At 45.0% G+C, this 13570-nt stretch carries 13 protein-coding genes and 1 riboswitch; of the genes, 3 read left to right on the top strand and 10 right to left on the bottom strand.

All coding sequences use genetic code 11. From position 1 onward, the window contains the following. On the top strand, positions 1–1197 hold the full coding sequence (gene ftsW, locus IHE35_RS13545) for a putative lipid II flippase FtsW (RefSeq protein ID WP_242788096.1): 1197 nt from the start codon (positions 1–3) through the stop codon (positions 1195–1197). Here ftsW and IHE35_RS13540 read toward each other — a convergent pair. From IHE35_RS13540 to IHE35_RS13510, 7 genes are all read right to left on the bottom strand, one after another. Continuing rightward, the gene (locus tag IHE35_RS13540) at positions 1186–1446 is read right to left on the bottom strand and encodes a zinc ribbon domain-containing protein (RefSeq protein WP_242788095.1); all 261 of its coding nucleotides are present in this window, start codon (positions 1444–1446) and stop codon (positions 1186–1188) included. The genes ftsW and IHE35_RS13540 overlap by 12 nt on opposite strands. A gap of 49 nt (positions 1447–1495) precedes the next feature. Beyond that, entirely contained in the window at positions 1496–2428 is a 933-nt protein-coding gene (gluQRS, locus tag IHE35_RS13535) for a tRNA glutamyl-Q(34) synthetase GluQRS (protein WP_242788094.1), read from the bottom strand. Positions 2429–2430: 2 nt separating this feature from the next. Then, positions 2431–2958: an RNA polymerase-binding protein DksA gene (dksA, locus tag IHE35_RS13530; protein WP_004810113.1), complete on the bottom strand. Its 528-nt coding sequence runs from the start codon at positions 2956–2958 to the stop codon at positions 2431–2433. Positions 2959–3168: 210 nt separating this feature from the next. Further along, complete coding sequence (gene cpdA / locus IHE35_RS13525; RefSeq protein ID WP_242788093.1) at positions 3169–3981, bottom strand: 3',5'-cyclic-AMP phosphodiesterase; 813 nt, start codon at positions 3979–3981, stop codon at positions 3169–3171. A gap of 5 nt (positions 3982–3986) precedes the next feature. Further along, positions 3987–4610: an NUDIX domain-containing protein gene (locus IHE35_RS13520; protein WP_242788092.1), complete on the bottom strand. Its 624-nt coding sequence runs from the start codon at positions 4608–4610 to the stop codon at positions 3987–3989. A 75-nt stretch (positions 4611–4685) separates the two neighbouring features. Then, positions 4686–6584: a phosphomethylpyrimidine synthase ThiC gene (thiC, locus tag IHE35_RS13515; protein ID WP_242788091.1), complete on the bottom strand. Its 1899-nt coding sequence runs from the start codon at positions 6582–6584 to the stop codon at positions 4686–4688. Positions 6585–6670: 86 nt separating this feature from the next. Then, positions 6671–6801: riboswitch (TPP riboswitch) on the bottom strand. Between the two features lie 92 nt (positions 6802–6893). Beyond that, entirely contained in the window at positions 6894–7934 is a 1041-nt protein-coding gene (locus tag IHE35_RS13510) for a hypothetical protein (RefSeq protein ID WP_242788090.1), read from the bottom strand. Between the two features lie 293 nt (positions 7935–8227). On the opposite strand from IHE35_RS13510, the gene IHE35_RS13505 reads away from it, so the two are divergent. Further along, on the top strand, positions 8228–9571 hold the full coding sequence (locus IHE35_RS13505) for a TolC family outer membrane protein (RefSeq protein WP_242788089.1): 1344 nt from the start codon (positions 8228–8230) through the stop codon (positions 9569–9571). Positions 9572–9872: 301 nt separating this feature from the next. Here IHE35_RS13505 and IHE35_RS13500 read toward each other — a convergent pair whose 3' ends face one another. Continuing rightward, positions 9873–11675: an ABC transporter ATP-binding protein gene (locus IHE35_RS13500; RefSeq protein ID WP_242788088.1), complete on the bottom strand. Its 1803-nt coding sequence runs from the start codon at positions 11673–11675 to the stop codon at positions 9873–9875. Positions 11676–11825: 150 nt separating this feature from the next. On the opposite strand from IHE35_RS13500, the gene IHE35_RS13495 reads away from it, so the two are divergent. Further along, a complete protein-coding gene (locus tag IHE35_RS13495; protein WP_242788087.1) occupies positions 11826–12449 on the top strand; it encodes an alpha-ketoglutarate-dependent dioxygenase AlkB in 624 nt (207 codons plus the stop codon). 95 nt (positions 12450–12544) lie between these two features. On the opposite strand, the gene ruvX is transcribed toward IHE35_RS13495, so the two are convergent. Beyond that, complete coding sequence (ruvX, locus tag IHE35_RS13490) at positions 12545–12988, bottom strand: Holliday junction resolvase RuvX (protein ID WP_242788086.1); 444 nt, start codon at positions 12986–12988, stop codon at positions 12545–12547. Further along, positions 12981–13535: a YqgE/AlgH family protein gene (locus tag IHE35_RS13485; protein WP_242788085.1), complete on the bottom strand. Its 555-nt coding sequence runs from the start codon at positions 13533–13535 to the stop codon at positions 12981–12983. The genes ruvX and IHE35_RS13485 overlap by 8 nt, the downstream gene beginning before the upstream one ends. Positions 13536–13570 lie beyond the last annotated feature (35 nt).

Below are 13570 nucleotides of genomic sequence, written 5' to 3'. Positions count from 1 at the left end.
ATGGCTGAGTTTGCTCAGACTGCGATCAATAAAATTACTCAAATCTATGAGCAGTGGCTACCCAAGTTACCCGCTGAAGTTAATCCACGTAATGTGCTGATTTTCTGTGTACTGGCTTTGCTCTGTATTGGTTCGATTATGGTGGCATCAGCCTCGATGCCTTATGCAGAACGAATAAATGGCAACGCCTTTCACTATATTACCCGACATGCCATCTCGATCGTGGCTGGGGCAGTAGTGGCCTATACTACCTATAAGATTCCCTTAAATCGCTGGTTTAATAGTACCTTCTTTTTATGGTTTGTAACTATCCTGTTGCTATTGGCCGTATTGCTGGTGGGTACTGAAGTGAATGGTTCCAAGCGCTGGATTCGTCTTGCTGGCTTTACCTTGCAGGCTTCGGAAGTGGCGAAGGTGATGATGGCAATCTTTACTGCGGACTATGTGGTACGTCGTGCTGAAGAAGTGCGGAACAAGCTGTCCGGTTTGGGACGTTTAAGTATCATCATGGGGGCAACCATCCTGTTGGTGATGCTGGAGCCGGACTTGGGTGCTACTGTCGTGATTACCTTAACCATGCTTGGAGTATTCTTCCTGGCAGGTGCACCGTGGAACCAGTTTGGTCTGGCCTTCGGCGTCATTATTGGTGCTCTGATCGCTGCAATTGCTTTTGAGCCATATCGTCTACAGCGTTTTCTATCTTTCTCTAATCCTTGGGAAGATCCGCTGGGTACCGGTTATCAGCTATCCAATGCGCTCATGGCTTTTGGTCGCGGAGAATGGGCGGGTGTCGGTCTGGGACACAGTATCCAGAAAATGTCTTATCTACCTGAAGCACATACCGACTTTATGTTAGCAATTCTGGGCGAGGAATTCGGTTTTCTGGGAATTGCAACCGTTCTGATTCTGTCTTTCAGCATGATTGTCTGCTGTATTCGCATAGGTCATCGTGCCCTGAAAAACCACTACTTGCGTGCTGGTTATCTGGCATATGGCATCAGTATCATTTTCCTGTTGCAGGTCTTGGTGAATGCAGGTATGAATATGGGCATGCTGCCAACCAAGGGTTTGACCCTGCCATTTATTAGTTATGGTGGTTCTTCGCTGATTATGTGCGCCATGATGATCAGCCTGATTCTCAAGATTGATGCCACGACACGTGAAAGCAATCCAAGCCGTGAGGAATCAAGCTTCTAGATTGGACTGACGGTTCGGGTCAGGCTGGGCATGGTCGAGTACTGTGCTTGGCATGACCGTACCGCAGTGATTACAGCGCACAAAAGCATCCTTGGCTTTCGACAGGGGAATCAAGGGAATAAAGAATAAGGAAAAATAATTACGCTGCTGTCTGAGTTCATAACCGGCTCGGGTTCGGCATACTGGACATAAGAACTGACTTTTCTCAATGACTTTGGTTTTCGGGCCAATTCCAAAAATAAAAAACATAAACTGACTTCCACCTGAATTTTTCTTTAGCTTAAGCCAAAATCCGGTTCTATAAATAGTAGCCTTGTAGCTCAGTTGTGTGTGGAATCCGTTCGATATTCCATTGCGCTACAGCCTGTTTCAGCATTCTTTCTGGTGTATCCAGTTCAACTTCAGCTTGATGTAGGGCTCGGATTGCCTGTTTCAACAACTGAGGTGCTTGAGTCAGATCGAGCGCTTGAGCCAGGTTCTGTTTAGATAATTTCTGCCCCTGATCATTCATTGCGAGTGGCAGGTGCATATACTGCAAGCGAGGATAGCCAAGAAGCTGCCCCAGATAAATCTGCCGTTCAGTATTATCCAGCAGGTCCGCGCCGCGCACCACATGGGTCATGCCTTGCAGATAATCATCCACCACCACAGCCAGCTGATAGTTGATGATGCCATCACGGCGTTTCAGGACAAAATCCCCAAGATCATGCTTCAGGTTAGAACAGTGATGACCTTGCAGCGGATCATCAAAACAGATTTCAACATCTTCAACTTTTAAGCGAATCGCCTGATGTTCAAAATCTAAGCCTAAATCACGGCAGGTATCTTGATAGATATGATTGGAACCCAGCATCTTGCGCGTGCATTGGCAGGCATAAACCAGACCTTGCTGACGCAGCTGTTCAATCACAGCCTCATAAATATCTAGGCGGTCTTTCTGGAAAATGATCTCGGCATCAGGATCGAAGCCAAAAGTATCCATGGCACGAAGAATGTGATCTTCACTGCCGGGATAAATGCGGGGAATGTCAGTATCTTCAATACGGACCAGCCATTGGCCCTGATGGGCGCGGGCATCGCAGTAGCTGGCGACTGCAGTAATGAGGGAACCAAAATGCAAAGGGCCGGTTGGCGATGGCGCGAACCGGCCTGAGTAGCGAGTCAGCGAAACATCGTTTCGCCGCTGCGCAAGAGCCGAGCTATGCTCGGCTGAGGAATTCTCAACGGACATGATTAACCGTTATTTTGCTTCTCTTTGATTTCAGCAAGTGTTTTACAGTCAATACACAAGGTCGCAGTTGGACGAGCTTCCAGACGACGCAGACCAATTTCAATACCACAAGTTTCACAGAAACCGTAGTCATCATTCTTGATTGCTTCGATAGACTGTTCGATTTTGCGGATCAGTTTACGTTCGCGGTCACGGGTACGTAGTTCAATCGCAAATTCTTCTTCTTGTGTTGCACGGTCGTTTACATCTGGAAGTGCCGTATTTTCGTCTTGCATGGTATTGAGTGTACGGTCAACTTCAGTCATCAGCTCAGCTTTCCAAGCCAGCAGAATCTGGCGGAAGTGTTCAAGCTGACCCTCAGACATGTATTCTTCATTTTTTTTAGGTTGATAAGGTTCAATACCAAATAAGCTAGCAGTAGAACCACCTTCAGTCGTTTTTGGCTTAGATTTGCGCACACGTTTTGTAGCTTTTTCATCTACCACATCAGTTTGTTCATCTAAGACTTGATTTTGGTTGTCATTCGCCATTTAGGGCATTCCTCATCATATGCGTAGGTAACTACGCAAAAAATATGGTGATATGCAAATTTTTATCCACCCTGAAGAAGGATTATCCTCCTATGGGGGTCGTCATCATATAGACTTTTTATGCGTTTTGATAGTCTTTGATGGCGGGATTGTAGATATCACGTTTCCTTTAAGAGCAATAAAGTAAAGCAAAAAAAACAAATTGAAAAGTTAATAACCTGAAATTTCAGTATTAATTTTAGGTTGGTTTAAAGCCACCCTCTGAATGCAGGTTTCATACTCCCCATTGTCTTTTAATTGTAATACGCGATAGCCGGGCTGTGCCTGGTCTAGGGCAAAATTTTCGCTCAAGGGTTTGAACTGTACACTGGTTGAAGGGGTAGACAGATAGCGTACGCCTTGCCATTCATTTTCAGAATCCTGATGCACATGGCCAAACAGCACCATCTTGACATTGCTGTGTCGTGCAATCACATCTTTTAATGCTTCGGAATTTTTCAGCCGATGCTGGTCAATCCAGTGTGACTGCATCGCAAAAGGATGATGATGGCAGGCCACGATCACATGCTGATTGCTATGTTCAAGCAATAATTGTTCCAGTTGTTGCAGCTGTTTCTGTTCTACCCAGCCATCGACCCGACCTTTTACAGCACTGTTAAGCAGGATTAACGTCCAGCAACCAAAGCTAATCGCATGCGCTTCATCACTATTCTTATAGAAAGGGAAAATGGCGAGATTATCATCATGATTACCCGGAATCTGATAATGCGGCACATTCCAGTCCTGCATAAATTGCAGATAACGTTGATAGGTAGACTCAGCTGCAACCTGGGCCAGATCTCCGGTATGTACCACAGCATCAATATGCGGAAAACGCTGTTGAATATCGTGCACGACATCTAAAAAGCTCTGCTCCGGATTCATGCGGGCGAATTCAAGCTCAGGCTGATCCATCAGATGTGTGTCTGAAATCTGGATAAGCGTCCAGACTTTTTCAGCTACAGAAGTAGAGGTCGGTGTCATCTGGTCTACTCCTTTGGATAGGCTGTTGAGATGTGCTGCTGTAACCACTGCAGCGCCATAATAACGGGCGCATTTTTAAGGCGGTTATAGCGGAATAGCTCTGGAAGATGGGTATAATCAAAAATATGCAGCTGGATATTTTCACCTTCATCCGGCATGCCATGTACACCGCCATGTTCAGGCAATTCTGCCTGAGCCACATACAGGTGGAACAGTTCGGAGCAGGCACCCGCTGAAGGATAGAAACTATATAGATGTTGCAGTTCCTGAATTTCACAACCAGATTCTTCTAGTGCTTCGCGACGAATGCAGTGCTCTGGAGACTCATCGCCATCTAAAACCCCAGCGATGATTTCCAGCTGCCAAGGTGAATCGTTGTCATCCAGTGCGCCAATACGGAACTGTTCGATCAGGGCAAATTTTTGTTGTTGATCATTATAAATCAGCACCCCAGCTGTAGGACGGCGTGCAATCAGTTCACGCTGAATCGGAGGAATATAGTCATTGCTATCAAATAAACGATGGCTCAGCTGTACCTTTTCGACTTTCACGAATCCTTGATACAGATATTCGCGCTGTTGCAGGTCGACATCATTATAGTTATAGGACGCTTGCTGAATAATCTTCATAAATCAGAAAAGGATGAAAACATTTGTTTCATCCTATCTGAGTTTTTGCCAAAAACAACTGATTTTCAGCGGGAATTAGACTTTATGATATAAATTTCGACCACTTTCAATGAAGCTGGTTTTCATGCTGTTAAGACCTGCTTCAACCTCTGGATCGAGCTCTGCTGTCTGCTGTGCATTTTTCTGATTATTTGCATAATCCCGCACATTCTGGGTGATCTTCATCGAGCAGAATTTCGGACCGCACATGGAGCAGAAGTGTGCCGATTTATGGGCCTCTTTCGGCATGGTCTCATCATGCATGCTGCGCGCAGTATCCGGGTCCAGACTCAGGTTAAACTGGTCTTCCCAGCGGAATTCAAAACGGGCTTTGGACAGGGCATTGTCACGTGCCTGTGCACCCGGATGGCCTTTAGCGAGATCTGCTGCATGTGCGGCAATCTTGTAGGTGATGATACCGTCTTTAACATCCTTTTTATTTGGCAGACCCAGATGTTCTTTTGGCGTCACATAACACAGCATCGCGGTGCCATACCAGCCAATCATCGCTGCACCAATCGCTGAAGTAATATGGTCGTATCCCGGAGCGATATCGGTAGTCAGTGGTCCCAAGGTATAGAAAGGCGCTTCTTTGCAGACTTCCAGTTGCAGATCCATATTTTCCTTGACCATATGCATTGGCACATGGCCCGGACCTTCAATCATCACCTGCACATCATGTTCCCAGGCACGATGCGTGAGTTCGCCTAGGGTACGCAGTTCAGAGAATTGTGCTTCGTCATTGGCATCCTGAATACAGCCTGGACGCAAACCATCACCCAGACTGAACGATACGTCATAGGCTTTCATGATTTCGCAAATTTCATCGAAATGGGTATACAGGAAGTTTTCCTGATGATGCGCCAGACACCATTGCGCCATGATCGAACCACCACGTGATACGATCCCGGTCAGACGATTGGCAGTCAGTGGAACATAACGTAATAGCACGCCGGCATGGATCGTGAAGTAATCCACGCCCTGTTCTGCCTGTTCAATCAGGGTATCTTTAAAGATTTCCCAGGTCAGGTCTTCGGCAACACCATTCACTTTTTCCAGCGCTTGATAAATTGGTACAGTACCGATTGGCACAGGAGAATTTCGGATAATCCATTCACGAGTTTCATGAATGTTCTGACCCGTCGACAAGTCCATAATGGTGTCAGCACCCCAGCGGGTTGCCCAGGTCATTTTTGAGACTTCTTCTTCAATCGATGAACCGAGTGCTGAGTTACCGATGTTGGCATTAATCTTCACCAGGAAATTCCGGCCTATGATCATCGGCTCACATTCCGGATGGTTAATATTGGCTGGAATGATGGCACGGCCGGCAGCCACTTCCTGACGCACGAATTCTGGTGTGATTTCAGTCAGGTTTTTGGCACCGAAGTTCTGTCCGGCATGCTGGCGCATATCCACACCTTCACGCTGACGCAGGTTTTCACGAATAGCAATGTATTCCATTTCTGGCGTAATGATGCCTTGCTTGGCATAGTGCATCTGGCTGACATTGTGACCACGTTTGGCACGACGGGGTTTTTGGATATGGGCAAAGCGGATGTTGGCGGTACGGATGTCGCGTAGGCGCTGGCGACCGAATTCGGAACTTAAGTCTTCCAGTATTTCGCTATCAGCACGCTGTTCAATCCAGCTTTCGCGTACATGCGGCAGACCTTTATTCAGGTCGATCTTAATTTCAGGATCGGTATAAGCACCAGACGTATCGTAAACCATCAGAGGCAGATTTTTTTCACCACCCAAACCTGTTGGTGTATCTGTGAGTAAGATTTCACGCATCGGCACCTGAATATCAGGGCGAGAACCTTGAATATAGACTTTACGAGAAGCCGGTAAAATACGGGTGAGATCTCGGGCTTCCTGCTCGTGATGAGCGTCGGAAGAAATAGAGCTGGAGAGATTCGTTAATTGGTTCATGCTCATGATCCTTAGAATGACATCAACGAATCAAGCACGACCAAAAACGCGGGCGGATCTATCTTATAGATAGAAAGAGGGCTTTAAGTTTTTAGAGGCTTGATTCCTACGCAGGTCTTAACCTGATCAGGTTCAACGGTACTCACCATCAAATTGCACTCTAAAAGGCTATTTTGGTGATCTCAGCGAGTGATTACTCGCGCTCCGTCAAGCTAAGGCGATCATATAATAGTTAGGGGGTGAAAAGTAGACGTGATCCACTACTTTCTAGCAGAAAAATGCAATAAATATTTCAGGCAGACAAGACAGTTATAAACAGATGGCATCCCTGAAACAGTCTTTTTTATAGTCTTTGTCTGGCATCTGAATGTCCGCATAATGCGCAATCTGTTCCCAAGCTGAATGCTTCTGATATTCGCTGTTCAGCACCTGTCTGCGCTGCTCCTCATCCATATCCAGAAACTGTAGAAAGCGCTGTGCCTTGGAGGTGATGCCACCTTCATTTCCTTTAGACAGGCCAATTATGGTTTCCAGATGACTATGATCCACGGCATAACGATCCCGGTAATCATGGGAAATCGGGGCACTATTTATGCCATGAAACAGGAAGTAGGTATATTGCTGTAGCAGATATTCAGCATCCTTTTGGTAAGGGCTTTGCGGAAAACGCTTGAGGTAAGCTTCCCAGTCCAGAATGCGCGCAGCAATTTCAGCAGGCTCAATCATTAAGCGTTGTTGCGTGAATATTGGTCCAAGATTCTGCTGAGACAGGGTTTCAATAAAAGCGCGTTCCGCTGCGGGAAGATAAGGTGCAAAGATACGAGCCAGATATTCAGGACTACGACGATACGTCAGTTGCTGTTGCCCTTGTTCTACGACTTCGACATACGCTTGTCCCTTATGTTTAAGCAGGTACTGGTCACGTGCCGTCAGTTCAACAAAATGACTTTGCTGAATGGTGGGGTGTTGCGCCATTTCCAGTGCATATTGTTCAAATGCACGTTGCTGGGTCGGTGTTCTTTCAACCTTCAGGAAACGGTTATACATGGCATTGGAATGAAGCATCAGATTTTTTTGCTGTTGATAATCTAACAGTGGTAGACAAACTTTAAGATTCTGATTGATCTGCTCAAGCGCAAAAGTCGTACGCTGGTCATCAATTTCAGCCATCTGTTTTTCGATATTCTGGCACATCAGGCTGAAATCCTGAGGTGCAGTGTTTTTCTTGGCGCTGGTTTCAGCAGCCTCAATTTTGAGCTGCGGCTGTTTGGGCTGCTGACAGGCAAGCATCAGCAACAGCAATAGGGCAAGGCAGCTGGCAACTAAAATTGAGGAAAAACGTGTAGACACTATGACTCGATGCTCTGATCTAAATAATGAATAACAGCTAGGAATGAGCTTATTGTATACATCTCGTGCCAATAGACTGTTTAGTATTGTGAAGCTGTTTGTTAAGCTGTTGTCATCGATTCAAAAATGTGAATCAATATAGGATAAATTCACTAATCTGAATTAAAAAAATTAATAAAAATCATACGTAAGTTCAGGAATATACAAGTAATATTTGTATCACTTTAAGATTCAAGCATTTGGCTATATTTTGTTATGTATGACGATGCAGCAGTTAGGGATTCACATTATAAATGAAGATAAAATTCATCCTTAGTGCCAGCCTATTGTGTTCAAGTTCTGCCGTATGGGCACTGGACTTGGTTGAGGCTTATGAACGTGCCAAACAGAATGATCCGAACTGGCAGGCCAATGTGCTGCAATATGAAGCCGACCAGCTGAATCTTGGCATTGCCAGCGGCAATTTACTTCCAACTGTAAGCCTGTCGGGAAATGTCACGCGTAAAAACCAGTCGACTGATAATTCTGGAACACAAGGCTTGCCTGCGGAATTTGGGGAATTACAGGGTTCGAGTACGACCACCCGACAGATTGCTTTGACTGCCCGCCAACCTCTATTTCGCTGGGATGCCTGGCAGGGCTATAAGCAGGTCAAAACCTCAGTAGAATTGAGTGAAGTCAATTTACGCTTGCAGAAACAACAGCATATTCTGCAGGTGGCAGAAGCTTATTTTAATGTATTGCGTCAGCAATCCCTGACCGGTGCCTATCTGCAGGAAGAACAGGCACTGGCTGAACAGTTGCGCATGATGAATGCCAAACTCAAAGAAGGTCTGGTTGCACGCAGTGATGTCAGCGAAGCCAATGCCCAATACCAGAGTGCACAGGCCAACCGAATCGCCACACAAGTCCAGCTAGTATTGGCACAGGAACAACTGGCGCAGCTAATTGGTCCTTATCAGGATAATCTGGCAGTACTACGCAATGATTTCCAGTTCCAGAAACCATTGCCCGCTAATATCCAGTCCTGGACCGAACTGGCGCAAAGCCAGAACCTGGAGATTCTACAGGCCCGTCTGCAAAAACGTTATTCCGAAGATGCCAAACGTGTCGAAGAAGCGGCGCGCTATCCGCAAGTTGAGGCAGTGGCAACCTATGGTTATCTGAAACAGACACCAGAAACTGTTTTATCTTCCAATGGAGACTTTGATCAGGTCGGGGTGGAGGTGAACTGGAATCTGTTTAGCGGTGGCCGTACCAGCAAGAATATTCAAAAGGCAGGAGTACTAGTGCAGCGTAGCGATGCCCAGCTGGATGCTGCGATGCGTAAAGCCAATACTGATGTAAAACAGTCCTATCTGCAGGTAGAAACAGATGAAGCCAAGCTGAATGCCCGTAAGGCGGCAATGGAATCAGCAGAAATTGTTTCTCAAGCATCTCGGGCACAATATCAGGAAGGCCTTAAGGCCATGGTGGATGTGCTGTTAGCACAGCGTAATGCCTTTTCTGCTAAAACTGATTATCTGAATGCCAAATATGATTATTTGATTCATGTTCTACAGTTGCAGGCTTCAGTCGGGCAACTCAATGAACAGCAACTGGCTGAGATGAATGCCTGGCTGGTGGAATATAACTAAAATCAAGCAGGCTCTATTGGATAGATGGTTATTAAACTGTGAGTTTTCATAATGGGCTGAATTCTTTTCCCATCTGGAAGTAATTAAGCAATGAGTAAAGCATTCATTCACAAAAATCGTATTTCTGATTTTGAAGTATATGATCCCGACTGTTTTCTATGCCGTAGGGATATAGCATAGAAAAACAGAGCAGTTTTACTACTTTTGATGCTTCAAAAGTAGTTTATTTCAGAACTATGAGGGGCTGATTTAAAGGTATTTATAGCTATGATAATAGTTAATTTCTTCTGATAATAACTGCTTAACTATGCGTTTCCTCTTCTGCATCTTCCTCAAAAGTCTTGGCAATCTTTTCAATATTAAGGCTCTTCGCCATCGCATCAAAGCTTTCCTTATACACGCCGTCCTGATGATAAAGCTGATCATGCTCGCCATGTTCAGCTATCGCCCCTTCTTTCATCACGTAGGTGTAATCCGCATCAATAATCTGTGACAGGCTATGCGAGATAATAATTACGGTACGACCTTGCTTGATCTGATCCAGACTCTGCTTGATCTGTTCAGCAGCGATGGCATCCAGGCTGGCAGTTGGTTCATCCAGAAAAATAATCGGCGGATTTTTCAGGAACATGCGTGCCAAGGCAATGCGCTGCTGCTGACCTCCAGAAAGCTGCAAAGCATCGGAATCATAACCATTTGGCAACTGTAAGATCTGTTCATGAATCGAGGCCTTCTGCGCAGCTTCAATGACCTCTTCCATACTTGCCGTGGTCTTGCCATAACGGATATTGTCAAAAATTGTGCCCTGGAAGATATGATTTTTCTGTAGAACCAAGCCAATATGATCACGTAAATATTCGGTCTCATATTCCTGCAGATCGATACCATCCAAGGTGATCTTGCCTTGCTGCGGTTCATAAAATTTGTCCAGCAAGCTAATCAACGTAGATTTACCTGCACCAGATAAACCGACCAGGGCAGTGATTTTGTTGGGGCGGATTTCCATACTGATGTCTTTCAGCGCATGGTGCCCATTTGGATAATAGAAGTCGACATGGCTCAGCTCAAATTTGCCCTGAACTGGTGGCTTCTGCTGTCCACTGGATTCAATTTCATGATCTGCTTCCAGAATATTAAAGAAACTTTCGGAATAGATCATGGCATCATTGACTTCATCATAAATCCGGTGCAGAGAACGGATCGGTGCCGAGACATTATTAAACAGCAGCACATGATACATGATCATGCCGATGCTCATCTGTCCAGCAAGCACGAAATAAGCGGTCAGGATAATAATGAGGACAATACCAATCTGCTCAATAAAGGTTTTCAGCCCATCAAACAGAAAACTGGTTTGACGGGTTTTCATCTGGTTATCAGTCAACTCTCGCTGTAAACTAAGCTGCTTTTCAGATTCAATAGACTCACGGTTAAAGGACTTGATCACCGTAATCGAATTGATGATCCCTAAAATTCCTTGGCTCTTTTTTTCACGGCCATCACGCAGATTTCTCCGCCAGCCTCCAAGTTTCTGTGCCTGTTTATAGGTCAGCCAGAAATAGATCGGTACGATTGCCGTGGCGACCATGCCTACATAAATATTGGCATAGTACATCAGGCCTAAAGCTACAATCGCGCTGGTAAACAGAGGCAGAATATCAATAAAGAAGATTTGCACTAGACGTGTCAGCGAGCCAATGCCTCGGTCAATACGAGTCTGTAATTTGCCGGCCTGATTATTGTCCTGATTAAAAAAAGCCAATCGGTAGGTCAGAAACTTTTCAATAATGCCTTGCGCCAGATCCTGAGACACAAAAATTCGTAACTTTTCTCCATAGAATTTTTGCCCAAACTGCACAAAAGCATTAATCACTTCTTTCGTCAGCAAGATGATGGAAATCGTGATCAGGATATGCCAGCCCTCACTCAGTCCTTCACCTGCTTCAAGCAGGTTATTGATACTGTCGACTGCATATTGCAAAGTGATCGCGTTGACCTGAGCGGTAAAGGAACCGATCAGGGTCAGTATCAGGGTTGCAATCACCAGCAGCCGGTAAGGACGGACAAAGGGACGCAGCTTGTGAAAGAGTTGCCAAAGATCCATACAGCATTATTTTTATTGTGAAAGTTAAAACAAGTCTATGCCTCTAAAAGAGGATTCACAAGGAACTGATTTGTATTGATTTGTGCAATTTTAGTTGTATGCAGATATTGAAGCTGACAGGATAAAAGCTCTAGAGAGAATGAAACTGACATGACCCTGGATTTATTTTCACCCCAGCCTCAAGCTAATTTATTGCACTTTGATGGGGTGGTAGAAGACCACGGCTTGATTTTAAATGCTGAACAAAGCCAGAAATATCTGGACTATTTTTTGCAGTATTTGGCTTGGGAGCAGGATGAGGTTTTCCTGTTTGGTAAGCACCATGTCACTGCCCGGAAAATTGCCTGGTATGGTGATGCAAATTACCAATACCATTATTCGGGTCGTTTGAAGAAAGCCCATATCTGGCAGCCAGCACTACTAAGATTAAAGCAGCATATTGAACAGCAGGTAGGTCATCCTTTTAATTCCTGTCTGGCCAACCTGTATGAACATGGTCAGCAGGGCATGGGCTGGCATAGTGATAATGAAGCCAGTTTAATTTCAAAACGGCATGAAACCGTCATTGCTTCTTTAAGTTTTGGTGCTACCCGTAAAATGCGTTTTAAGCATAATCAAACCGGTGATCTGGTTGAGCTGCTGCTACAAAGTGGACAATTGATCGTGATGCGTGGGCAAACTCAACACTATTGGAAGCATCAAATTAGCAAGACCACCAAAGTCATCACGCCACGAATCAACCTGACCTTCCGCTATTTTTATCCTGAAAATTAGGAATATAGAGGGAGCAAGATGATATGGGGATTTATTTAAGATTTCTTACTTCACTTACGCATTAAAAAAAGCATCCATCTGGATGCTTTTTTATTTTAAGGATTCACTCCGACCGGATATCGATACCAGCTTTCAATAAACAGCGCCGCTGCAATACTGTCAGCCGCTAACTTTTTAGCTCGGCCTTGAGTCTGATAGCTTTCTAATTCATCTCTCGCTTCACGTGTAGTGAGACGTTCATCGACCATCAAGGTTTCAATATTGGTTTGATGACGTAAACGGCGGGCAAATTTGCGTGCACGCGCAGAAAGTTCGGATTCAGTATCATCCATATTCAGCGGTAGGCCGACTAAAAATAAAGTCGGTTGATATTGCTTGACGATTTTCAATAATGTATCCCAGTTTGGGATTCCATCTTTCATCGGGAACAAGGCAAGGGGATTGGCACTTTCAATCAGGGATTGTCCAACCGCCATGCCCATTTTTTGTGTACCAAAGTCAAACGCCATAATCATCTGTGGTGCGTTTACATCAGGCATGTCCAATCTCAGAAGATAACCAGTTTCGGTCCACGCCCATCTTTTTATAGGCAGCATCCCAACGGTCGTCATAAGGTAAATTAAAAATTAAATCCATATCAGATTCACAGATCAGCCAGTTACCTTTGGCGATTTCTTTTTCCAGCTGGCCTTTACCCCAGCTGGCATAGCCAAGTGCAATCTGATAGCGTCCGACACCTTGGTTATGGGCGATGGCATCTAAAATGTCCTTAGACGTGGTAATACAGACATTTTCACCGACGGCAATTGAAGAATGCCAGGTAGGTTGACCAGTATGCAGCACAAAACCGGCTTCAGGTCGCAATGGGCCACCTTGCAACACTTCATGAGGATTGACATTATCTGCTTCGATTTCAAGATCGTTTAATAATTCTTTGATCTGAATTCCTGCAGGTCGATTGATAATGATGCCTTGCGCTCCATCTTCGTCATGTCGTGCGAGATAAATGACCGTGTTGGCAAAAAAATCGTCACGCATTTCTGGTGGAGCAATCAGACAACGATGTGTCAGATATTGTTTGTTCACCGAAAAGCTTCTCCTTAAAATCAATTTCTTGGTAA

It is taken from the genome of Acinetobacter sp. ASP199 (assembly GCF_022700675.1).
GTDB lineage: Bacteria > Pseudomonadota > Gammaproteobacteria > Pseudomonadales > Moraxellaceae > Acinetobacter.
This window is presented reverse-complemented; position numbering and strand designations above follow the sequence as displayed.